Annotated in this window: 19 protein-coding genes and 2 pseudogenes; 10 read left to right on the top strand and 11 right to left on the bottom strand. The window is 40.1% G+C overall.

Annotated elements, in window-relative coordinates; all coding sequences use genetic code 11:
- Positions 1–24 precede the first annotated feature (24 nt).
- Positions 25–2,586 (bottom strand): DNA mismatch repair protein MutS, encoded by a 2,562-nt coding sequence (gene mutS / locus STRDD10_RS04870; protein WP_156468602.1) that lies wholly within the window; start codon positions 2,584–2,586, stop codon positions 25–27.
- A 119-nt stretch (positions 2,587–2,705) separates the two neighbouring features.
- On the bottom strand, positions 2,706–3,143 hold the full coding sequence (argR, locus tag STRDD10_RS04875; protein ID WP_067193595.1) for an arginine repressor: 438 nt from the start codon (positions 3,141–3,143) through the stop codon (positions 2,706–2,708).
- 231 nt (positions 3,144–3,374) lie between these two features.
- Between argR and argS the strand changes: the two genes are divergently transcribed.
- Together argS and STRDD10_RS04885 are read left to right on the top strand one after the other, a co-directional pair.
- Complete coding sequence (gene argS / locus STRDD10_RS04880; protein ID WP_067193597.1) at positions 3,375–5,063, top strand: arginine--tRNA ligase; 1,689 nt, start codon at positions 3,375–3,377, stop codon at positions 5,061–5,063.
- A 63-nt stretch (positions 5,064–5,126) separates the two neighbouring features.
- Positions 5,127–5,372 carry a MarR family transcriptional regulator gene (locus STRDD10_RS04885; RefSeq protein WP_067193599.1) on the top strand — a complete coding sequence of 82 codons (246 nt, stop codon included), beginning with the start codon at positions 5,127–5,129 and terminating at the stop codon, positions 5,370–5,372.
- Positions 5,373–5,659: 287 nt separating this feature from the next.
- On the opposite strand, the gene STRDD10_RS04895 is transcribed toward STRDD10_RS04885, so the two are convergent.
- The 6 genes from STRDD10_RS04895 to malQ all read right to left on the bottom strand — a co-directional run bounded on the left by STRDD10_RS04895 (position 5,660) and on the right by malQ (position 11,834).
- On the bottom strand, positions 5,660–5,983 hold the full coding sequence (locus STRDD10_RS04895; protein ID WP_156468594.1) for a hypothetical protein: 324 nt from the start codon (positions 5,981–5,983) through the stop codon (positions 5,660–5,662).
- 89 nt (positions 5,984–6,072) lie between these two features.
- Complete coding sequence (locus tag STRDD10_RS10830) at positions 6,073–6,210, bottom strand: hypothetical protein (protein ID WP_156468595.1); 138 nt, start codon at positions 6,208–6,210, stop codon at positions 6,073–6,075.
- An 84-nt stretch (positions 6,211–6,294) separates the two neighbouring features.
- Complete coding sequence (nrdI, locus tag STRDD10_RS04900) at positions 6,295–6,753, bottom strand: class Ib ribonucleoside-diphosphate reductase assembly flavoprotein NrdI (RefSeq protein ID WP_067193603.1); 459 nt, start codon at positions 6,751–6,753, stop codon at positions 6,295–6,297.
- 85 nt (positions 6,754–6,838) lie between these two features.
- A complete protein-coding gene (locus STRDD10_RS04905) occupies positions 6,839–7,360 on the bottom strand; it encodes an ABC transporter permease (RefSeq protein ID WP_067193764.1) in 522 nt (173 codons plus the stop codon).
- Positions 7,361–7,863: 503 nt separating this feature from the next.
- Positions 7,864–10,125: a glycogen/starch/alpha-glucan family phosphorylase gene (gene glgP, locus STRDD10_RS04910; protein ID WP_067193604.1), complete on the bottom strand. Its 2,262-nt coding sequence runs from the start codon at positions 10,123–10,125 to the stop codon at positions 7,864–7,866.
- Between the two features lie 185 nt (positions 10,126–10,310).
- Entirely contained in the window at positions 10,311–11,834 is a 1,524-nt protein-coding gene (malQ, locus tag STRDD10_RS04915) for a 4-alpha-glucanotransferase (RefSeq protein WP_067193605.1), read from the bottom strand.
- A gap of 328 nt (positions 11,835–12,162) precedes the next feature.
- Between malQ and STRDD10_RS04920 the strand changes: the two genes are divergently transcribed.
- From STRDD10_RS04920 to STRDD10_RS04960, 8 genes are all read left to right on the top strand, one after another.
- Entirely contained in the window at positions 12,163–13,410 is a 1,248-nt protein-coding gene (locus tag STRDD10_RS04920) for an extracellular solute-binding protein (protein WP_067193608.1), read from the top strand.
- Between the two features lie 281 nt (positions 13,411–13,691).
- Positions 13,692–14,987 carry a carbohydrate ABC transporter permease gene (locus STRDD10_RS04925; RefSeq protein WP_067193609.1) on the top strand — a complete coding sequence of 432 codons (1,296 nt, stop codon included), beginning with the start codon at positions 13,692–13,694 and terminating at the stop codon, positions 14,985–14,987.
- On the top strand, positions 14,987–15,826 hold the full coding sequence (locus tag STRDD10_RS04930) for a sugar ABC transporter permease (protein WP_067193611.1): 840 nt from the start codon (positions 14,987–14,989) through the stop codon (positions 15,824–15,826). The genes STRDD10_RS04925 and STRDD10_RS04930 overlap by 1 nt, the downstream gene beginning before the upstream one ends.
- Positions 15,827–16,135: 309 nt before the next feature.
- Positions 16,136–16,933 (top strand): DUF1189 family protein, encoded by a 798-nt coding sequence (locus STRDD10_RS04935; protein WP_067193613.1) that lies wholly within the window; start codon positions 16,136–16,138, stop codon positions 16,931–16,933.
- A gap of 12 nt (positions 16,934–16,945) precedes the next feature.
- Positions 16,946–17,929, top strand: a complete 984-nt coding sequence (locus STRDD10_RS04940; RefSeq protein WP_067193615.1) for a LacI family DNA-binding transcriptional regulator — start codon at positions 16,946–16,948, stop codon at positions 17,927–17,929.
- Between the two features lie 9 nt (positions 17,930–17,938).
- Entirely contained in the window at positions 17,939–20,023 is a 2,085-nt protein-coding gene (pulA, locus tag STRDD10_RS04945; protein ID WP_067193616.1) for a type I pullulanase, read from the top strand.
- Between the two features lie 159 nt (positions 20,024–20,182).
- Positions 20,183–20,620 (top strand): SP_0198 family lipoprotein, encoded by a 438-nt coding sequence (locus tag STRDD10_RS04950; RefSeq protein WP_067193617.1) that lies wholly within the window; start codon positions 20,183–20,185, stop codon positions 20,618–20,620.
- 246 nt (positions 20,621–20,866) lie between these two features.
- Positions 20,867–22,036: an MFS transporter gene (locus STRDD10_RS04960; RefSeq protein WP_067193619.1), complete on the top strand. Its 1,170-nt coding sequence runs from the start codon at positions 20,867–20,869 to the stop codon at positions 22,034–22,036.
- Between the two features lie 591 nt (positions 22,037–22,627).
- Here the strand turns inward: STRDD10_RS04960 and STRDD10_RS04965 are convergent.
- From STRDD10_RS04965 to STRDD10_RS11535, 3 genes and pseudogenes are all read right to left on the bottom strand, one after another.
- A complete protein-coding gene (locus STRDD10_RS04965) occupies positions 22,628–23,014 on the bottom strand; it encodes a type II toxin-antitoxin system HicB family antitoxin (protein WP_067193620.1) in 387 nt (128 codons plus the stop codon).
- A 44-nt stretch (positions 23,015–23,058) separates the two neighbouring features.
- Positions 23,059–23,169: pseudogene (locus STRDD10_RS11530) on the bottom strand (type II toxin-antitoxin system HicA family toxin); the annotation flags it as partial.
- A gap of 1,347 nt (positions 23,170–24,516) precedes the next feature.
- Positions 24,517–24,887 (bottom strand): annotated as a pseudogene (locus STRDD10_RS11535) (hypothetical protein); the annotation flags it as partial.

The following is a 24,887-nucleotide window of genomic DNA, read 5'->3' on the forward strand; positions in this document are numbered from 1 at the left end:
TGCCATTGCCCAGTCTTTTTTATTTTATAGTCCTTTTTTCAATTCTGCTACCGCTAACATAACTTCCATTGGGGTCATGTTATAGATATCCAAATCTCGCAATTGTTGAAGGACTGGATGTTCAGTGTTTTCCTCAAAAAGTGATAATTGATGAATGGCCGTTCCACTTTCTTGTACTTGTCTAGAGAAGTGACTCGTGGCCATCTCAGGTTGGCTTTTTTTCTCTTGATTTTCCAAATCGGTCAAGATGAAATCGGCTCGATCAAGAAGATCCTGGGGAAGGCCTGCAATTTTAGCAACATGAATTCCATAAGACTTATCTGCTGGTCCCTCTTCAATCTTGTGTAAGAAAGTGACCTGTCCATCCTTTTCCAAAGTAGCAACATGAACATTTTTAAGCTCAAGTAAGTTTTGAGATAAGGCTGTTAACTCATGATAATGAGTGGCAAAAAGTGTTTTTGCTCCAATACGATGATGAATATACTCAATAATTGCCTGAGCTAGTGCCATCCCGTCATAAGTCGCAGTCCCTCGTCCCAACTCATCAAAGAGGATCAAGGAATTCTTGGTTGCTTGACGTATGGCATTATTAGCCTCCATCATCTCAACCATAAAGGTAGACTGTCCTGACACTAGGTCATCTGCTGCTCCGATTCGTGTAAAAATCGCATCAAAAATTGGAAGTTTCGCACTATCAGCTGGTACATAGGATCCCAATTGGGCCATAATAGCCGTCATGGCTAGCTGGCGCATATAGGTTGATTTCCCACTCATATTAGGTCCAGTAATTAGCTGGATACTCTCTTCTTCTGACATCACAATACTATTTGGAATGTACGACTGGGTTCCCATAACTTTTTCAACCACCGCATGGCGTCCATTTCGAATGTCAATGGCTGTTGAATCAGTGAAAACAGGGCAGACCAAGTGTTGCTTCTCAGCAACTGTCGCCAAACCTTGCAAAACATCCACCGTTGCAAGCGTTTGAGCCAAACTTTGTAGACGTTTGATATACTTCCCAACTTCTTCTCTGATGCGCATAAAGATTTCATACTCTAGATTAGCCGATTTTTCTCTTGCTTCTAGCATATCCCCTTCAATACGAGCTAGCTCTTCTGTCCCATAACGTTCCGAGTTTTTAAGCGTTGCCTTACGGAAGAAATGACTGGGCACATGCCCTAGTTGAGAATTAGTGACATGGAAATAATAACCATCTTTTTTATTATAGTCGATTTTCAGACCTGTAATACCAGAATTTTCTCGCTCTTTTGCTTCAATCTCCGCTATCCAACTCGTTCCCTCTCTCATCACCAATCGATACTTATCCAGGGTCTCATCAAATCCAGTTTGAATGATGTTCCCATCAGTGATGATAGCGGGAGCATCAGGAGAGATTGCTAGGCTGATCAGGCTTGCCAATTCTGGGATAGCATCTAATCCTTCCACTAAGTCCTGTAAAACAGGCTGTTTCATATCTTCTAAAATCCCACGAATACGAGGAACATTTGTAAGCGTTGTCGCTAACTGCAACAAGTCTTTGGGATTGGTCTTCCCAAAAGACACCCGACTAGCCAAGCGCTCAATATCATAAACACCTTTTAGACTATCAATCAAATCACTTCGCTCAATAAAATATTCTAGAAAAACTTGAACAACTGCCTGGCGTTCCTCAATTCGCTTACGATTAATCAATGGACGATGAATCCATGAACGTAACAAACGCATTCCCATAGCTGTCTTGGTCTCGTCTAAAAGCCAATAAAGACTACCGTGTTTCTTGCCCGTTCTAGCATTTTCAACCAAGTCTAAACTAGCCTTAGTTGCATAATCCATCAGGAGAAAATCTTTTATCTCATAGCGTTCTACCTGCTTAAGATGGCTCAGTTCTCGTTTTTGTGTAACATGCACATATTGAAGAAGTTTGGCTGCTGCACTGTATTCTATCTCTGATAATCGTTTGTCTAAAAGTTGTTCGTCCTCACGCACTCCCTCCTCAATAGACAGTAACAGGTTCATCTGCCCACTCAAGACAGATTCCTCCTCCTCAGATGACTGGTAGCCAAGAACCACTTCACGTGCTTTTAAGTTTCGAATCTCTCCACAAACTAGAGGAAAGTCTAGCAAACTCGTTACAAAGAACTCTCCTGTCACTAAGTCCATATAAGACAGACCAAACCGACCACCTTTTTTATCGATAGCTACAAGGAAATTATTGCTACTGTCTGGTTTACTAGAGTCAACTACTGTTCCTGGCGTGATTACTTGAACTACCTCACGTTTGACAACTCCTTTGGCTTCTTTAGGATCTTCCATTTGCTCTGCAACTGCCACTTTATAGCCCCGCTCCACCAGCACATCAATATACTGTTGAGCAGAATGATAAGGAACACCTGCCATGGGAATTGGATTCTCTGCATTTTTATTGCGACTAGTTAATGAAATTTCTAAAATCTGAGCTGCATTAACCGCATCTTCGTAGAACAATTCATAAAAATCTCCCATCCGAAAAAGCAAAAAGGCATCTGGATACTCTTTCTTTATATTCAGATATTGCTGCATCCCAGGTGAAATTTTCTCTGTCACTATACTCATCCTCTCCATGTCCATTTCTTGCTATTTCTGCTTTTAAAAAGGGAAGAGAATCCTCTCCAATCCCTAGCAAATCTTCCTTTAGTGAAGGGGCAACTTCCTTATGTAATCGCTTTTTATATCCGACTATGAATCGCCTCTTCAATCTCTGCAGCGGCGCTACTATCTTTACAAATGACCAATAAAGTGTTCGCCCCTGCAAGCGTCCCTAACACTCGCTCATCTGTATCTTCATCAATGGCGTTCGCCAAAACAGCTGCCTCTCCCAAACGTGTATGAAAAACCAAAGTAAACTCAGCACGCGACACTCGAAGAATGTGCTTGGACAACAAGTCCAGCAGATTAATAGAAGACGTTTCATGAGCCAACACATAAAATAATTTGCCATTTCGTTTGATTTTTGTCAAGGCTAGTTCTCTCATATCTCGAGATAGGGTTGTCTGGGTCACAAAGATCCCTTCTTTTTCTAGACGATCTTGAATATCTTTTTGTGTTCCCAGTTGCTCTTCTTTGATCATTCTCTTAATCAATTCATGTCGGTGTTGCTTTTTCATTTTTTCCTCATTCTCGTATATTTATACTTGATTATACCACAAACATGCTATTTTTATCCAGCCGAAATGCTATTTTCTGTTTTATTATAGTTCCTCTTTTTCTTTTGTCTCTGATTCATCCAATTTTGAAAAGAAAGCTAGCAAATCGAGCTAGGATATAGATTCTTTTTGAAATTCTGAACGTTTTATGATAAAATAGGAAGAAAATCTAGTCCTACGAAAGGATATCTTATGGATCATAAACAACTCATTGCGGATAGTCTAGCTCAAGTTATTGAAAGTCTAGACAGTGCTACTATATACAATCTCCTTGAAACTCCTAAAAACTCCGATATGGGAGACATCGCTTTTCCAGCTTTCTCACTTGCAAAAGTAGAACGTAAAGCACCTCAAATGATTGCAGCTGATTTAGCAGAAAAAATTGATGCCAGCCATTTTGAGAAAGTCGTTGCAACAGGCCCTTATGTCAACTTCTTCCTAGACAAAGCAGCAATCTCTGCAACTGTTATCAAAGACATCATCTCAGCAGGTGCCGATTATGCTCAGCAAAATGAAGGGAACGGTCAAAATATCACCATCGATATGTCTAGTCCCAACATCGCAAAACCCTTCTCAGTAGGACACTTACGCTCTACTGTCATTGGAGATGCTCTTTCAAATATTTTCCGTAAAATGGGCTACAATACCATCAAAGTGAATCACTTAGGTGACTGGGGAAAACAGTTTGGACTTCTCATGGTTGCCTACAAGAAATGGGGTAGCAAAGAAGCTGTCGAAGCCAATCCAATTGACGAATTGCTTAAACTATATGTTCGCATCAATGCTGAAATCGAAAATGATCCAGAATTGGACGAAGAAGGACGTAGATGGTTCAAAAAATTGGAAGACGGCGACCAAGAAGCAACTGAATTGTGGCAGTGGTTCCGTGACGAAAGTTTGGTTGAATTCAACCGCATCTATGAACTCCTCGGTGTCGAGTTTGATAGTCTAAACGGTGAAGCCTTCTACAACGACAAGATGGACGAAGGAGTTCAAATTCTTGAAGACAAAGGCCTTCTTCAAGAATCAAAAGGAGCTAGCATCGTAGACCTTGACGATGTCAACCTTCCACCTGCCATGATCAAAAAATCAGACGGTGCGACCCTTTACATCACGCGGGATATCGCAACGGCTATGTACCGTGCCCGTACCTATAATTTCGTGAAAAACATCTATGCCGTTGGTCAAGAGCAAGCCAACCACTTCCGTCAATTAAAAGCTGTTTTGAAAAAAATGGGATTTGATTGGAGCGATGATATGGTGCACGTTGACTTCGGTTTGGTGACAAAAAATCGTCAAAAATTATCCACTCGTAAAGGAAATATCATCCTTCTCGAACCAACTCTTCAAGAAGCCATCTCTCGCGCTAAGGCTCAAATTGAAGAGAAAAACCCAGAACTTGAAAATAAAGAAGAAGTTGCACGTAAAGTAGGAGTTGGTGCTGTCAAATTCTACGACTTGAAGACTGATCGTACCAACGGGTATGACTTTGACTTAGAAGCCATGGTTTCCTTTGAAGGGGAAACAGGCCCCTATGTTCAGTATGCTTATGCTCGTATCCAATCTATCCTTAGAAAAGCAGACTTTGTCCCAAATCTTGAAGCAACTTACAGCCTCCAAGATGCGGAAAGTTGGGAAATCATCAAGCTGATTCAAGACTTCCCTCGTATCATCAAACGAGCAGCAGATAATTTCGAACCATCTATCGTTTCAAAATTCGCTATCAGCCTTGCTCAAGCCTTTAACAAATACTACGCCCACACACGGATCTTGGATGAAAGTCCAGAACGGGATAGTCGATTAGCCCTTAGCTATGCAACCGCAGCCATCCTCAAAGAATCACTTCGCCTCCTCGGTGTAGATGCTCCTGAAAAGATGTAGACATTGATGAAGCTTATCGCTCAATTCAATCAACAACATCTTTAATAAACCAGGAGAAATCTTATGAGCCAGTATGCTTATATCCTAATCGTCATCAGTTTAGTCGTTCTCTTTCTCATTAACAAATATGAAAAAGAAAAACTGCAAAAACTCCTTCAAGAGCAACTCTTAAAGGATGAGAACTTTCGAGCAGACATCCGTGAAAAAATCAAAACAACAGAAAATATCAACGATGTCATCGCTTCTATCAACAAGACTTACCGTCTGGGTATGCTTTTATCCAAGGATACCGTTGACCAGCTGAGATAACGTAAAACCCGAGAAACACATCTCGGGTTTTTCTTATTTCTGGCTATCTTTTGGGGAATTGCTAAAAAGGTGGATGAAAAAATCCTTGTATTTCTCCTTTAAAACCTTTTCGTGTAACACTAACAAAGATATATACACAATCATAAAAACAACAGATAGATACAACAAATCAAATTGGTCTCTAGCATAATAATCAGCGGTGCTATAAGAAGTAATAAGCCCCACAATCAACCAAGGAATATACTGATAATATTTCTTCCACATAAGCAATACCTCATACAATGAAGCTAATGAGAATATCTAAAACTAAAGCTCATTCCAGAGCTGGTTGGGTTGTAGGGAGCTAACGTAATCAGCAAATCAATCCCCAAACCTCTATTCGCTGCATACTCATAAGCTTCAGCATTTACAACATATAATTTATCAATCAACTTACCATATCTAGGGATTAGTCCAGCTAAACTACCTATAGTTCGAAATTGATGAGCACATTCTCTCACCTCTGCTGGGCTCAAATGTCTATAAACATTTGTCACCAAAGCACGAAACATAGATTGTGACTGTTCTTCAAGGATTTCTAACTGAACATCCGCAATCATTTGTCGAGTCAACTGTTCCTTTTCAGCTCTTGATAGTGAAGTTCTATCGAGTCATTCTTGTAAAGCATAAATTTTACCTTCTTCAAAGCTACTTCTTCCTGTCAACCTTCGACAAGACAAGCTGACAGTTTTTCTGCCAGTATAACTCCTGCTGGAGCTAACGAAGACAAGGTCAACAATAGACCACAACCACCCGCAAAAATCAAGTTTGAACGTCTTATGATATCGCCCTTTTTCATTTTTATTATAATCTTTTATATAATGATTTGCAAACGGTTACACTTAGAAAATCCAAAAAAGTCAAGCATCAAACTCGACTTTTTCTATAATTCATACAAGTCTGCAATAATCTCTGCGACTTTTTTGATATCTCCCAACATACCACGCATTTCAAAGTCAGCTAAAACTGGAAAACCAAAACGCTGGCTGTACTGCTTTGCTGTCAGGCAATACTGATTGTTAAAGTTCCGATTGCCAGATCCGACTACTCCAAGGCATTTGCTAGCATTATCTCCATAAGCGATGAAGTCTCTGACTGGGGTCGTCAAGATTTCCACATCACCATTGTCCACACCATTTCCCCCTTCTAGATAAGTCGGAAGAAAGGTGATATAAGGAGTTGCCATCTCATAGAACTCCTGTTCCTCCTTGACCAAGTCTTTTATATGGATTGTTTCTACTTGAACATCCTGATACTGCTCTAAAAGATAGTCCGACAAACGGCGGACAAAGCTCTCTGTATTTCCACTCAAGCTAATATAAACAAGGGAAACTACCTTCATTTTCTTGCTCCAATCAAAAAATATCTATCCCTATTGTAAAGCGATAGATACATTTTGTCAAATTACCTTTAGATATTGACGATTCTTACTCTTCGGTTTCATCCACTTCCTGATTTTGGCGATAGATTTTGTAACCAACAATCCCTAAAAAGACTAGGTTTAAAACAACATAGATTGCTATTATGATTCCTGTTTGCATTAGAACCCCAGACCGCACATCTTCATCTGTGTAAGCGACCAAAATGCCTGAACGCGCTCCTACATAAGCATAAATGCTTCCAATAATCCCCAATAAAACATAAGCAAAGTAAGCGAAATTTGCCCGCATAATCTCTTTTCTTACCAAAAAAACAATTACGGTGATAATCAAGATAGCAGCAACCACTGCTAAAATACGGTTGAGAATATTATGATTAAACTCATATGCCAAGGTCTGATAGTTTATACTCTGCTGAACAAGTTTTACTTGCTCTTGGGGAAGACTAGAGAGGTCAACCGCACTAAAGTCAGGTGCAGGTGAAAAGACTCCATAGACTCCTAATAATGATAAGATAAGGGACATAATTCCTAATATCCATAAATAAATCGGTTTCTTTCCCTTTTTCATTTTCATTTCCTCCTTATTTAGAAACTTTGCTTTCATTATACTCCTCAAACCTATTTTTTTCAAGTGTTTTTCCGAATTGTCCATCAATTATTTGATTGACCATATTCTTATATATAACAAATTTAATTTTGTAATAAAAAGAAAAACTCCCAAGAAATCCTTGAGAGTCAGCCGATTTTCTTAGAATATATCCTGAAGCAGAATATTCTTAGGAATGGATAGAAGATAGAACTTATAGGAGAGATGATAGTAATGGCTGATACTATTTTATCTCATTCTATCTTCCCAATTCCCACATCTATTATACCACATAAATTTAAGTTTGCAAGTATTTTTCATCAAAATATGTTAAAATGTTGTATAGATGTATATCAAATTGTAACCAAAACCTTGATTTAACAGTAAAAAAGACCCCAACCAAGTAGTTGAGGTTTTATAATATTCTTACCAAAAATAATATTTAGGAAAACTAGCTTTCCTGTTTTAAACTTGGAAAGATTCTCTTACTTTTTTAAGTGCCAGATATCTTCGTTGTATTGGGCGATAGTACGGTCAGATGAGAAGAAGCCTGCTTTAGCGATATTGACAATGACTTGGTCCATCCATGCATCACGGCTTTCGTAATCTGCCAACATCCGTTCCTTAGTCACGATGTAATCTTCCAAGTCAAGGAGGGTCATAAACCAGTCTTTATTGATAAGTTCATTGTGGAGACGGTACAAGCGTTCTTCATTCCCAACCGCACGAACTGCGTCGCTAACGATGAAGTCAACCAATGGTTTGATCGCTTCACGATCGTAGAATTCGCTTGAGTTGTAAGCTGATTTCGCGTAAAGGTCGATAACAGTTTCTGAATCTTCACCTAAGATGTAGATGTTTTCATCGCCAACCAATTCAGCGATTTCTACGTTAGCTCCGTCCATCGTACCAAGCGTCAAAGCACCGTTGAGCATGAATTTCATGTTACCAGTACCAGATGCTTCCTTAGACGCAAGAGAGATTTGCTCAGAAATATCGCTAGCTGGGATCAAGTAGCTTGCAACAGTTACGTTGTAGTTTTCTACCATAATAACTTGCAAGTGCGGAGATACCGCTGGATCCTTTGCAATCACTTCTGATAAGCATAGGATCAAATGGATGATGTCTTGCGCAATCGTATAGGCTGGGGCTGCTTTCCCACCAAAGAAAACGGTGATTGGACGAGCAGGGATATTCCCAGCTTTGATATCCAAGTATTTGTGGATCACATACAAAGCATTCATTTGCTGACGTTTGTATTCATGCAGACGTTTGATTTGAGTATCAAAGATTGCATTCGGATTGATGTCTATGCCTTGATGGTCCTTCAAGAAACGCGCCAATTTCCGTTTGTTGTGGGCTTTGATGTTTTTCAATTTTTCTTTGACAGCAGCTTTATCTTCGTATGAAAGTAAATCCTCTAATTTAGACGCATCATGGTGCCAGTCACGACCAAGAAGTTCATCTAAATAGTGTGACAAGCTTGGGTTAGCATGCATGAGCCAACGGCGGAAGGTAATCCCGTTTGTTTTGTTGTTGAATTTTTCTGGGTAAAGGTCGTAGAAGGCCTTCAACTCAGAGTTCTTCAAGATTTCTGTATGGAGAGCTGCAACCCCGTTTACACTGTATCCGTAGTGGATATCCATGTGGGCCATATGAACACGATCGTATTCATCAATGATTTGAACAGCTGGATCTTTGTGTTCAGCACGAACCCGACGGTCTAATTCTTCAATAATTGGGACCAAATGAGGAACCACCTCTTGCAAGAATGCTAGTGGCCATTTTTCAAGAGCTTCTGCAAGGATGGTATGGTTTGTATAAGCTGTCATACTCCGAACGATGGAGATGGCTTCATCCATTTCGATACCGCGTTCAGTCAAGAGACGGATCAACTCAGGAATGACCATAGATGGGTGAGTATCATTGATTTGTACAACTGCGTAGTCAGCAAGGTCATGCAAGTTGCTTCCTTTTTCGATCGCTTCGTCAAGGATCAATTGCGCACCATTTGAAACCATAAAGTATTGTTGGAAGATACGGAGCAATTCTCCTTGACGATCGCTATCATCTGGGTACAAAAAGAGGGTCAAATTGCGAGTAATGTCTGTCTTATCAAAGTTAATACCTTCTTCGATGATTGATGCATCGACTGAATCCAAATCAAACAAACGCAAACGATTTTTCGTCTCCATCTTGTAACCTGGCACATCGATATCATAAAGTGTTGAGGTCAAGGTAAAGTGTGCAAATGGCACTTGGTAGTTACGGCTTGAACGAACGAGCCAGCTTTGATCCGTCAACCACGCATTTGGAATGGTTTCTTGTTGGTTGTTCTTAAGAACTTGTTGAAAGAGACCATAATGATAATTAAGACCAATTCCATCCCCATTCAATCCAAGTGTAGCAATTGAGTCGATAAAGCAGGCTGCCAAGCGTCCCAAACCACCGTTACCAAGTGATGGTTCCAATTCCACTTCTTCGACTTCGATCAAGTCTTTGCCAGCGTCAGTCAATTCTTTTTTGACGTCATCGTACAGACCCAAGTTGATCAAGTTGTTCGACAAGAGTTTACCAATCAAGAACTCAGCTGAGATATAGTAAACTTTTTTCTTACCAGTATTTAATTTCTTTTGGGCACTTGCCTGCTTGGTGTAATTAAGCAAAGCAATGTACAATTCTTCGTTTGAACATTCAGCCAGGTCCTTATGGTAATGATTTTGAACAAATTCTTGTAAAGGTAACATATGTAAATCTCTCCTCTGTTTACAGTGTTTATCGTTTTCTTAAAGCGGATTCGTGTCGTCACTCACCTTAATAGATAAGTCGCCATCTCATCCCGATGATGAGCAAGTCGTCCACTTGATTGTACTATTTATAGTTTAAATTATCTTCAACTACTGTTAGATGCGTGAAAAGAAAGCAATCTTTCTCATTTTTCACTTGTCTCTACCAGTAAGTCTTGGTTTTCACGGCGATAGATTCTTGTCAAATCTAATAATTCTCTCTCAACTGCGGGTGTCAGTTCCTCAGTCGTCATACGCCAAGCCCAGTTCCCTCCAAGGGTGGATGGAAGATTCATACGAGCTCTACCATCAAGCTCTAACAGGTCCTGCATGGTAGCAATACTCATATAGCTAACCGAACCGAAAATGGTCCGAAGCATGGCATGAGGCACCGTTTCATACTCTTTGCGATTCGTATAACGAGCCATATATTCTCGTGTAGCATCATCAATTTCACTGCGGTACCAACCCAGTACCGTATTATTATCATGCGTTCCAGTATAGATAACTGAGTTATTTGGTGCCAAATGTGGGCTATCTATACTCTCTTCTTTTGGATTAAAAGCAAACTGTAGGATTTTCATTCCAGGAAACCCCGTCCGCTCACGGAGTTCAATGACTTCATCTGTCATAAACCCAAGGTCTTCAGCAATAATATTGAGATCACCTAATTTTTCCTTTACAGCTGCAAATAATTTGTAGCCAGGCCCTTTCACCCATTCCCCTGATTCTGCAGTTTCAGAACCAGCTGGAATTTCCCAGTATGATTCAAAGCCACGGAAGTGATCGATTCGAACAACATCATAAAGCTTAAAACTTTCACGTAAGCGTTCAATCCACCATTGGTAGCTATCTCGTTCCATGGCTTCCCAATCATAGATTGGATTGCCCCAGAGTTGACCTTTCTCTGAAAAGTCATCAGGTGGACATCCTGCCACCTTGCTTGGTCGTCCTTGTTCATCTGTTTTAAATAAATGTGGTTGAGCCCACATATCTGCAGAATCTGCAGAAACATAGATTGGCATATCTCCGACAATCTCAATATGCTGTTCATTCGCATACTGTTTCAACTTGAGCCACTGGTCAAAAAAAAGATACTGGGTTACTCGGTGATAAGTCAAAGATGACTCCAGTTCCTTACGATAGTGCTTCAAAGCATTTGTCTGGCGAGTCCGAATGTCCTCGTCGGGCCATTCAACCCAAGAAAGATTGTCAAAATACTCTTTTACAGCCATATACTCTACAAATAACTCAAGCCACGTAGCGTTTTCTTCACAAAAGTGAGAAAAACGATCAATATCTCCCACTTCGAAAAAACGCTGTACTGCTTTTTCTAAGAGGGGTCTTCGAGCATAGTAGATTTTCTCATAATTCACTTTTTGAGTATCGCTACCAAAATCAACCCCTTCCAAGTCACACAGCTCTAATAAACCTTGGTCAACTAAGATATCAAAGTCAATAAAATGTGTATTGCCAGCAAAAGCTGAGAATGATTGATAAGGGGAATCTCCATAACTAGTCGTTCCTAGTGGCAAAATCTGCCAATAACGCTGTTTGGTCCGTACTAGAAAATCGACAAAGTCGTAAGCTGACTGACCGAAAGAGCCAATACCATACTTTCCTGGTAGTGAAGAGATATGCATCAATACTCCACTTTGACGTTTCTTCATAAGATTACCTCGCCTATAATGATGTTTACTACACGTTTATCTATGAAAACGTTTGCGTTTCGGTATCATTATACAACTTTTCAAATCATCCTGCAAGCGTTTTTATATTTTTTTAAGGTTTCCATTATCTGTAATCCTACTTTTATTTTAACTTTTTCTCTATTATTTTAAGAAATTAAACTCATCTTCTCAAAAAAACTTCAAAATTTCCTTAAAAAATGCTTGCAAACGTTTTCCAAAGGTGTTATAATGTAACCGTATTCAAGAAAACGTTTGCTTAACGATTTTCTACATTTTTAAAAAAATTATTTTTTTAGGAGGAGTTCTCATGACTCACAAACTGCTTAAAAGTGCTGGTGTACTAGGCGCTACTGTTCTCGCTCTTGCTGCATGTGGACAAAGCAACTCTAGCTCTACCTCTTCTGACAGCTCTAGTATCACTGTTTATGTTGAAGAGCAATATAAAGCCTACACTGAAAGCGCTGCTAAAGCCTTTGAAAAAGAAACAGGTACAAAAGTTACTGTTAAGATTGGAGATCAGCTAACTGGTCTTGATAACCTTTCTCTCGATAATCAGTCCGGCTCTGCTCCAGACGTTATGATGGCTCCATACGACCGTGTCGGTAGTTTGGGAACCGATGGACAACTTTCAGAAGTCGTCCTCAATAAGGAGAGTAAAACAGATAGTACAACTGAGTCGTTAGTAACGACAGGAGGAACTGTTTATGGTGCTCCTGCTGTTATCGAGTCGCTAGTCATGTATTACAACAAAGACTTAATCACAGAGGCTCCTAAAACTTTTGCTGATCTTGAAGCTTTGGCTAATGATAGCAAGTATAACTTTGAAGGAGAAGAAGGTAAAACGACAGCCTTTCTCGCTGACTGGACCAACTTCTACTATACATATGGACTCCTAGCTGGTAACGGTGGGTACGTTTTTGGTAACAATGGTAAGGATGCATCGGATATTGGTCTTGCAAATGCTGGTTCTATTACCGGGATTGAATACGCCAAAACTTGGTATGCTAAATGGCCAAAAGGGCTTCAAGATAGTCAAGGTGCTGCAAACTTAATCCAAACCCAATTCCAAGAAGGAAAAACGGCTGCCATTATCGAAGGTCCTTGGAAAGCTCAATCTTTCAAAGAAGCAAAAGTTAACTATGGTGTTGCCACTATCCCAACTCTTCCAAATGGTAAAAACTACGCTGCTTTTGGCGGTGGAAAAGCTTGGGTTATCCCAGCAGGTGCCAAAAACCTTGACGGTGCTCAACAATTTGTCGACTTCTTGACTAGTACCGAGCAACAAAAGGCGTTTTACGATGCAACCAATGAAGTTCCTGCAAATACAGAAGCAAGAGAATATGCCGTAAGTAAAAACGATGAATTAACCACTGCTGTCGTTGAACAATTTGCCTCAGCACAACCAATGCCAAACATTTCTGAAATGTCAGCTGTTTGGGAACCTGCAGCAACTATGCTCTTTGATGCTGTAAGCGGAAAGAAAGACGTCAAAACTGCTGCTGACGATGCAGTGAAGCTAATCAAGGAAACAATCCAACAAAAATTTGGAAACTAAGATACGAGATAAAAGTAAGATTGTCCTACAAGAAGGTCAATCAACTAAGTCGATCATGACTTCTAAGAGATGCATTCTTGTTCGACAAAACGACTTCTTTGACTATCTATCGGTTATCTAAATGATAAAGGAACGGAACATGAGGTTGAGACACAGTTTTCAACCTCATCAATTTATCATCATACTGCTCTTGAAAAGGATACAAATATTGGCCTTCTCTGACGCCTCCTTATTTCCCTATAAAGGGAGAGCAACCAAACACCCAATTGTGAGGACATTTTATGAATAACCAACAAGATCCAAGACGAGCCTTACTCTTGTCGCTCATTCCAGGGCTTGGACAAATTTACAATAAGCAAAAAGCAAAGGGATATCTTTTCCTAGCCCTTACCCTTCTTTTTATCCTCTACTTTATCACAACAGCATCGTTTGAGTTAAGCAATCTCATCTCACTTGGCAGCGTACGAGGAAGAGATAACTCGCTCTTTATGCTGATTCGAGGAGCTTTTCATCTTATCATCGTGACAGTTTACCTGGTATTTTACTTGTTTAACTTACACGATGCACGCACAATTGCTAAACGCATCCAAAACGGGATTCCAGTTGCAACGACACTCAAAAGTATGGTAAAAAATATCTACGAGAATGGATTCCCTTATCTTCTTATCGTACCATCTTATGTTGCCATGACTTTTGCGATTATCTTCCCAGTTATTGTAACGTTAATGATTGCTTTCACCAACTATGACTTCAAACATTTACCACCAAACAGACTTCTTGACTGGGTTGGTTTTAGTAACTTTAGCAATATTTGGAGTCTTTCAACTTTCCGCTCTGCCTTTGGGTCAGTCCTGTCCTGGACAATCATATGGGCATTAGCATCCTCTACTTTGCAAATCGTGATTGGGATTTTCACTGCCATTATCGCCAATCAACCTTTTATTAAAGGCAAACGCATCTTTGGAGTCATTTTCTTATTACCTTGGGCTGTGCCTGCCTTTATCACAATCCTGACCTTTTCAAATATGTTTAATGATAGTGTCGGAGCAATTAATACACAGGTTTTGCCACTTCTAAGTAAAATCCTTCCCTTCCTTGATGGCGTGTTAATTCCATGGAAGACTGACCCAACGTGGACCAAGGTTGCCCTCATCATGATGCAAGGCTGGCTCGGATTTCCTTATATCTATGTTTTAACCTTAGGTATTCTTCAATCCATTCCAAATGATCTCTATGAAGCAGCTTATATTGATGGTGCAAATGGATGGCAAAAATTCCGCAACATCACCTTGCCGATGATTTTAGCCGTTGCTGCCCCAACCTTAATCAGCCAGTATACCTTTAACTTCAACAACTTCTCCATTATGTACTTATTCAACGCCGGAGGTCCTGGTAGTGTAGGAGGAGGAGCTGGTTCAACGGATATCCTGATTTCCTGGATTTACCGCTTAACTACAGGTACAGCTCCACAATACTCTATGGCTGCTGCCGTAACCCTTATCATCTCCTTGATTGTCATTTCCATTTCGATGGTTGCTTTCAAGAAACTACATGCTTTTGATATGGAGGACGTCTAATGAACAGTATTAAATGGAAACGTCGTCTCAACCATGCTTTGACCTACTTTTATCTCCTTGCCCTTTCGGTCATCATTCTCTATCCGTTACTCATTACTATCCTGTCTGCTTTTAAGGTGGGGAACGTCGTGGCATTTAAGTTGGACAGCAATATTAACTTTAGTTTTGACAACTTTAGTAAACTTTTCTCAGAGACTCTCTACGGTACTTGGTATCTCAACACTTTGATCATTGCAATGATTACCATGCTCGTACAGACCTCTATCGTCACCCTAGCTGGTTATGCCTACAGCCGCTATAACTTCCTAGCTCGCAAACAAAGTTTGGTCTTCTTCTTAATTATCCAAATGGTGCCAACCATGGCTGCTTTGACCGCCTTCTTCGTTATGGCCCTCATGCTCAACGCACTTAACCAAAGCTGGTTCTTGATTTTCCTTTACGTCGGTGGAGGAATCCCGATGAACGCTTGGCTGATGAAAGGTTACTTTGACACCGTGCCAATTTCCCTTGATGAGTCTGCGAAGCTGGATGGAGCGGGACATTTCCGTCGTTTCTGGCAAATCGTTCTCCCCTTAGTTCGTCCAATGATCGCTGTTCAAGCTCTCTGGGCTTTCATGGGACCATTTGGAGACTATATCCTGTCTAGCTTCCTCCTACGTGAGAAAGAATTTTACACCGTTGCCGTTGGTCTACAAACCTTCGTCAACAACGCCAAAAATATGAAGATTGCCTACTTCTCAGCAGGTGCCGTTCTCATCGCTCTTCCAATCTGCATCCTCTTTTTCTTCCTACAAAAGAACTTTGTATCTGGTTTAACTGCTGGTGGAGATAAAGGATAGCCATTCAAAAACTTCTATTTAGTTAGATACCGGATCTAGCCCTATCCAATGGTGCATAAAAAGAACAAAATAGACAACTTTAAACTCCTGATAAAAACTAACTACAAAAAAATTCTGGGCTATCTTACCATGAAACTTCCTTACCTAAAAATTAACAAGCGATCTTTCATTTTTAAACTAAGGGCAGTAAACAATCATTTACTGCCTTTCCTTAAGAATAAAAGTTATTACAAGTAGCAGATATCCACTCTTCAAAAGGAGATTGGAGCTCCTTACGATTGAGCTTACATAGAATTATGAGGTTAATATATGTTAAACTACCCTTTTAGTTATTTTTCTAGTATAATAGGATGGAGAAAACCCTTTATCAACCGGTACCGATTGTCCTGGTTTCAGATTCTATTTACCAGTCTCTTCTTGATCTCTCTAACCTTGATTCCTATAGCCTTACAAAATCAGCAGTTAAAAAACTATCCAATAACCACCTTTGTTGAACAGGTCTTCGAACCTTTGACAGATGAGGCTCTGACTGAACTACAAAAAGTCGAAATCAAAAATCAGCAACTCTCTTACACCGGATCCCACTCTCAGATAAAGAGTCAGGCCGGTCAAGTTCTCCTTGGCCATCAAGATCAAGTAACTCCACATGATGGATTGACCCTTTACTTTGACACAGACGCCCTTCACATCATCAAGCAAGAAACTAATCTGCTAATTACATACGATACGATTAATCAAGAAATCCTAAAAAATAAAGATAGTTTAACTCAGGCTATCTCTAAAGATTGGTTCCAACAATATCGTCCTATCATTAGTCTTATCTTAATTCTACTATCTGGGGGCTTGTTAGCTATTAATTTTCTAATTATTGTACTTGGATCTAGCGTATTTCTCTATTTTTCTAAGCGTTCTCATCTTTTTTCACTCTCTAATTTTAAAGAATGCCTAAATTTCATTCTAAACTGTCTCGGACTGCCCACTCTGCTAGCTACCTTATTAGGGCTTTTCGGACAAACTATTACTACTATGATTACAACTCAAAACATCCTCTTTGTCCTATATCTAGTCATCATTTTTTACAAGACTCACTTTCGGGACCAAGATTAGTAAGGAGCTCTTATGCGTGCTACGATCAAAGAAGTTGCCAAGCTTGCCGGTGTATCTCCCTCAACAGTAACCCGTGTCGTGCAAGACAAATCCACCATTAGTGATGAAACCAAACAAAAAGTCCGAGCAGCCATGAAGGCACTCGACTATCACCCAAACCTAAATGCCAGGAGTCTTGTCAGTCAGTTTACACAAGTTATTGGCCTTGTTCTGCCTGACGACTCTGATGTCTTTTACCAAAATCCCTTTTTCCCTACTGTACTAAGAGGGATATCTCAAGTAGCAGCAGACTCTGACTATGCTATCCAGATTAGCACGGGTAAAGACGAAGAAGGCCGACTAAACGCAGTCAAACAGATGATTTACGGTAAGCGTGTCGATGGTCTTATCTTCCTCTACTCCAAACCCAATGACCCCTTAGTCCAATTTGCCATTGATAATGACTTCCCTTTTTTAATCCTTGGAAAAGCCGTTTCTCCATTTGTTTCTTTGGTTGATAATGACAATATCCAAGGAGGACAAGATGCCACGAATTATTTCATCAAAAAAGGATATAAAAATATCGGTTTCCTAGCAGGAAACAAGGAGCTAGTGGTATCTCAAGATCGTTTTCAAGGATACAAAAAAGCGCTTCACGAGGCCAATATCCCCTATAACGAAAAATTAGTTAAATTTTCATTTGGATTTTTACTAGAGGATACGAGTTATAAAAGCATGGAGAAATTACCTATCGAAAACATGGAGGCCATCGTAACCAGCGACTCCTTAGTTGCGGAAGGAGTTCTTCAATACCTAACTGAAAAACAAATTCATCTCCCTGTTATTTCCTTTGACTCGATTAAACCCCGCTTACCTCTCACAGCCTATATCGACATCAATGCTCTTGAATTAGGTAAAGAGTCGTTTCGTACCTTGCAACAGATTATTAGCGACCAAAAAAAGAATCAAATAATTTGTTATCGCAAATTAATTCCGCATAGTATTATCACACATTAAGGAGACACTATGGCATTTCGTACATTTCAAGCCTATTTAGATGACCTTGATCGCATCGCCATTAAAATACCTCATCATTTTGACACAGCAAATCTCCATTTTGAACTGGAGGACAAAGAAAGTCATGAAATCATCACAACAGGTATTCTATCTAAAGGAGTAGATAATCTTTACGCTTTCTACAGTTTACAGACTGAAAAAAAGATTGACTTAGAGTCCTTCTACTGGGTCTATGATTCTGATCGCAACAAACAAAGCCTCTTATTTGGATCAATCGTTCGTAAACCTGTATTCGATCAACTTTTCACTTATGAAGGAGACGATTTAGGAGCTCAGTATAGTCCCAAGGAAACCAACTTTAAGCTTTGGGCACCTATTTCAGAGGAAGTCCTCCTCCACCTCAATACTCCTAAAAAACAAGTCTATCCCATGACACGTCTCAAACAAGGGATTTGGCAACTCAAGGTTGATGGGGACTGGGATGGGATTAGCTACCACTACCTCCACCTAGTCAACGATGAGTGGATCGAGGTCCATGATCCTTACGCCCTATCCTCTATGGCCAACTCAGGAGATAGCTTTGTCATCAATCCCAGCAAACTTCGAAAACCAAGTCGTGCTAAAACACAACCGGATATCAACCAAGCTATCATCTATGAGATGAGCGTCCGAGACTTTTCTTCTCAGCCAGACACAGGCTTTAATCATCCTGGAAAGTTCAAAGGGTTAGCTGAATCTCCTAAACTCAGCGGACAGTCTATCGGTATGGACTATGTTAAAAATTTAGGAGTGACGCATGTCCAACTTATGCCCGTTTATGACTTTGGAAGTGTGGATGAAAACCATCCTCAAGCAGTCTATAACTGGGGTTATGATCCTGTCCAATATAATATTCCAGATGGCAGCTTCGCAACTGACCCAAACAATCCTTACAGCCGTATACTGGAACTACAAGAAGCCATCGAAGCCTATCATCAAGCAGATATCAGCTTGATAATGGATGTCGTCTATAATCACGTCTATCATGCCGAAACCTATGCTTTTGAGCGATTGGTACCCGGCTACTTCTACCGTGTAGACGATATGGAACAACGAACCAATGGCACCTTCTGTGGTAACGATGTTGCAAGCGAACGTCCCATGGTCAATCGTTACATTCGAAACTCCCTAAAAATTTGGGCTGGTCTCTACGGTTTTGATGGATTTCGATTTGATCTCATGGGAATACTCGATATTCAAACCATGAACCAAGTAGCCCAGGAACTCAAGACTATCCACCCGAATATCTATTTATACGGTGAAGGGTGGAATATGGGGACAGGACTGCATTCAGACCTACTGGCTCACCAATATAATGCCTACCAACTCCCTGATTTTGCTTTCTTTAGCGATGACTTTCGTAATAACATCAAACGTGCCATCGCAGACCCTAATAGACTAGAGACTGATTATCGTCGTGACAAACTCGTTCAAAGTCTCCTTGGAGGGATTCACGGACATTTCATCAAACCGAGTCAAGCACTCAACTATGTTGAGTGTCATGATAATGCTACCTTTTATGACTATCTAGCCATCAAACATCCAGAAAATAACGAAGTGGATCGCTTGGCTGCAGCGAGACTGGCTTTACAACTCGTTTTGCTCTCACAAGGAGTTGCCTTTATTCATAGTGGACAAGAGTTTTACAGAAGAAAAGACTTAATTGACAATAGTTACAATATCTCCGACACCATCAATCGATTAGACTGGAAACGAGCCCTCGATTACACAGATGATGTCCAGTTCTATCAACAGTTAATTTCCTTTAGAAAAAATCATCCGGCCTTGTCTCTAAGTAGCTACCAAGCAATCCAAGAAGCCACATCTATCAACTGGCTCTCTCCATATTTATTAGAATACAGCCTTGAAACTACAGATGACAAACTAAAAATCATCATCAACTTTAGCCCTGACAATCAGGTTTACACCCCTGTAAAAGGAGACGAAACGATACTCGTCAATTACCCCGAAGTTAGTCTGAAAAAACCGCTTGAACACCTCATAGAACCTATAATCCTGAAAGGACGACACATCTTAGTTCTTGGTTTCGACTAGTAACGACAGGAAAAGAAAATCCTTTTTTCAGCTCGTTGCATATCCAAAACCGATAAAGATAAACAAAGACTTCTCGTGAAACAACATGAGAAGTCGCTTTCGTTGTTTTCATTATCCGTTCATGCTATACTAAAACTATCAAAGAAAGGAATCAAACAGATGATGAAAAAACTCACACTTTCTCTTGCCTCCGTGGCAGTTCTTAGTCTCCTTGTAGCATGCTCTAACAATCAGGAGCAAGCACAAGGCAACACCGCAGCTTCCAGCTCTCAAGTTACTACTAACAGCACAACAGAAAGCTCACATACAACGACAACTAGCTCATCAAGTGCTACACAAACTGCCACCTCAATTGATGGAACCTATAAAGGCCTAGATGAACGCGATAACATAACTTTAGAAATCTATGGGGATAAAGGAACTTGGACCGAGGTTGAAATCGACGGCGAACAGGAAGTCAAATCTGTGACTGTTGACACTGCGAACCAACGACTCACTGTCGGAGATGATATCAAATTGTATACTCTAGAAGGCAATCAACTAATCCTAGATGATACCGACCGCGAACCAACAGACCGTATCATCCTCAGTAAATAAACGTTTACCATCGGATCTGAAACACTGATAAAGTGCTAGGTTAAGTGCAACTATTCATTCGGCAACTCATGTTTCTGAGACAAAATAGTTGTCGTATAAATCCATTTCTAGATCATAAAAAAGAACTCCACCGAGTTCCTTTTTTATATTTTCCATGTTATAATAGAATGTCACAACAATAAACAAAGCAAAGGCGAAACTCCTCCTTACAAAGGGCTTCGTCAAAAACTCCATAAAGAGGATTTTATGAAAAAACACCATTCTGTCTTTCTCCTACCTGGGATACTCATGTTAGGAGTTGTCCTACGGATGCCTTTCACCACTCTTCCAACCGTCTTGACACCTATTGCTCAAGGATTGCACACTGATGTCAGCTCCCTTGGACTGCTGACTAGCCTGCCCTTACTCATGTTCGCCCTCATCTCCTCCTTCGCTTCTAAATTAGGAGAAAAATTTGGATTAGAGCGATTGTTCTTCCTTGTTTTACTCGTCATGACCGTAGGTTCAGCTATCCGGGTTTTTAACCTCCCTTCACTCTATCTAGGTACCCTACTGTTAGGAGGGGCGATTGCTATTTTAAACGTCCTCCTACCTAGTTTAATCCAAGCCAATAAACCTCACCGTATCGGGACTTTGACTACCTTGTATGTCACCTCAATGGGAATTGCAACAGCAGTTAGCTCTTCTTTAGCTGTTCCTATCACACAAGGTCTATCATGGAAAGGACTCATCTGGATTTTAACCGGTATTTGCCTCCTGGCTCTTCTGGTATGGTTACCAAATCTACCTTATAACCATCGCTTAGTGCATCGTACAGCAACTAGTACAACAGGAAGTTTTTGGACCAATAGCAAAGTCTGGGCTATCATCATCTTTGGTGGACTGCAATCCCTGCTCTTTTATACCTGCCTAACCTGGCTCCCAACTATGGCAACGCAAGCTGGGTTATCAGATCAAGAATCTGGACTTTTAGCATCTATTTTTTCCCTTATTAGCATTCCTTTTTCCTTATTCATCCCAAATCTGACCACTAGTTTAGCAAAAAAATACCGTCGCTTAATGCTCTCCTTCGTTTCCCTATCAGGTCTTGTCGGGCTTAGTATGCTTCTCTTTGCTAAGGATAACTTTCACTATTGGCTTATACTCAATCTTCTAATCGGAATCGCTGTCAGCGCCCTTTTCCCCTATCTTATGGTAACTTTCTCGATGAAGGCAAGTTCACCCGATAAGACAGCCCAACTTTCCGGAATCGCACAAACAGGTGGCTATATCCTTGCAGCTATCGGCCCCCTCTTATTTGGCTACAGTGCTGATCTGCTCGGTTCTTGGACTCCCGCTATCCTCGTCTTACTCCTTTTAACGGTCATTATGACAATAGCTCTCTTTATCGTGGATAATAGCGATCAAATCTTGTAGCTGATACATAAAGAAAAACGGAAAGAAAAAAGGTTTCCACATACCTCAAAGTAGGGCTTTTCACAACTAGCTACTGCATGATACAATTACCACCATTATCCATTGAAGGCTGGACACTTTTCGTCCAGCCTTTTTATGTTGAAACAACTTCATTAGAGAATTGATACTGTCTCAAAAGCATGGTTGACTCCTGTATCCCATTTCTCTCCTCACTTTCATTCCCCCTTGTTCCATCTACGACTTGGTATTTCCGTTTGAAGCAAACAAAAAGCCCGATATGACGGGCTTTTTCAAGATACTTTTTAAAATTAAAGCATTTTGTTGTATCGACAAAAATAGATTTTATTAGGGCCTGTTAGATGTCTACAAACCTTGATATTATCACGCTTTCAAATATTTCAGTTTTATTTGATTTTCCTAAAATACTCCACAAGCTCCACAAATTACTGAACAAAAATACAGTTTACAATACTGTAAACCATCCCTTTAATTTATGAGTTCAGCAGGCAAGAAACTAGCACGGTAAAACGTGCTTTTTTATTGCTGGTTGCTGATAGGTATATTATACCACGAAGCGCGTGCTTTATGATGCTATACCTGTAATTCTTCTCTGATTGCTTTCTGTAACAGCTGACTAAAATTCAAGCCTTTTTCTGTCGCCATATCATTCAACCATTTAGGGACTGTTAGAGTTTTCTTTACTGATTGATTGCTTGCCTTGGCTAATACATAAGATTTTACAACATCAACATAAACAACCATACCGCCATTTTCGGGCGTTGGTTTTCCAACCTTCGGGAAGGCTTCCCCATGCTCTGCCATGTCCAATAATACCGCTGTTAATACTTCCTTAGCATTATATAATGCTTCGTCTAGTGTATCGCCATCAGTAAAACACGCTTCGAAGTCTGGAAAGTTTACATAAAAAACACCATCATCTTCGGTTATAACGCAAGGATACAAGAATTTTTCTACCATGGTTCCCCTCTTTTCTTAAAAATACCACAAGGGCAAGATTTTGATTAAAAATCTAACCCCGTGATACGTGTAATGTTGGTCAATGTTCCGCTTGGTAAATCTTTTTTGGTACACTTAACGGGACATGTTCGCCCATCTTCGTGACGGTAAATCTCATGACTTCCCTCGGTTCAAACTTTCGTCCAACCGTTTTTTTTTTCATGATTTTTACAACCAACCTTGTAAGGCTTCGTTTTTAGCATGCCGTACCTCCTTACACATTTTATTATAACACGTGTTGTTATACGTGCCAACACTTTTCAATAAAAACTTCCTCTTTTTCACTCACCATAAAAGCCCTCTAAAATCGTTTTTAAGGGACTTTACTGTCTTTCTGGTCCATTTATCCACCTTGCACAAAACAAGGCTAAAAAGGGGCAAATATTAACGGTTTTCACCGTCTGCCGTTTGTCAAGTTTTGTCAAGTCTATCTGATCGCCTTACTAAATCCGTACCCCTGCCAGCCATAGAGTTTCCGCCTTGTCCCAATACATCTGATACTTTCGATAGTGTTTAAAATAGCTACATGAATGCATACCCTTGGGTCTGTTGGGGAAGCTCGGTTTTATCCAGTCCTTGGCTTTAAAATTCGGGTCAACCTTTCGGGCTTCCTTGTCTGCTAACTCCCAATAGTAAGTACAACCTTTCTTACTGCGATTCAAGGTTCGCTTATATATGCCAGCACACGCACCGCACCGAATACTACCAAACTTCTGGTATAAATAACGCCTTGATTGCCCACATTTAGGGCAAAGCATAAAATGCCGATAACCGCCATAAGTGCCAGCGGTTCGCCTTAACGTTATCGTAACCCCATTGTACACCATTTCAAGCCTGACAAGGTCAATTGTTACAGGTTCACCTCCTACTTTAAATTCAGCTCTTGCCGCTCCATACTCTTTCAACAATTTCAAAAAAGGTTGTAACTCTATCCGCAACATCTCACACCCCTATATCTAACGAACCCAAAAGAATTGTATTTTTCACTTTTTAAGATAATTTATGTAAACTTTTATGGTTTGTTGACCTTGTTGGTGATTTTGTTGACCTTCTAGGTAACACGCGCCTACCTCCTTTCTATCCAAAATACCACCCCTTACCCTCAAATCTGTCTGATTTTGTCCCTATTGCTAAAGATTATGTTGTTTCATTTAGTCGTTCAAGAAATTCGGTGAATGTCTCTTTGTTTTTGATGTCGTAACGCTCACCAGTCTTCAGGTTGACCCATTGGGGTGTGTTTGTATTTCTCTTCATAAGTTCCCCATGTTTCGTTAATTTTGCGGATTGTGTTGTATCTTGTCATTATCTTATTTATTTTCTATCTGCTAAAACATACGTTGCCATACGTTTCTTTTTTTTTACACACATTGGAAAAAACCAGTAGTATCAAGGTTTGCATACATTCGCACACGTTGTTGCGTTTTTTTGAAAATTTCTCTATATAGATACTTAGTTAAGCCATATTATTTTTTTCTCTCTATATATATTTTATATTTAATGTATACAATGTATGTAATGTATGCAAATAAGGTTAAAGCCTTAATTTTACTGAATTTCTTTTGCATGCGTTTTAAAAAATAAATGTATTCCGAATGTATACAAAAGCTATTTTTTCCTTTTTTAACTCGTTGATTCCAATAACCGCGCTCACTGGCTCGCTTTTTGCGCTTTTCTGGGGTCTCTCGTCCGTTGCGATATGTTGCCACGCTGGCAAAGGTTGGGGCGTCGTCTTCGGGGTAGAAACCTATTGGCAACTCTCGCCCGATTTCTATATTTCTTAGTCCAGACGTGAAACCCTCTGGAAGATGTCTCTTGATTTCCCTGTGTAAACTTC

This window comes from Streptococcus sp. DD10 (assembly GCF_001578805.1).
Taxonomy (GTDB): domain Bacteria; phylum Bacillota; class Bacilli; order Lactobacillales; family Streptococcaceae; genus Streptococcus.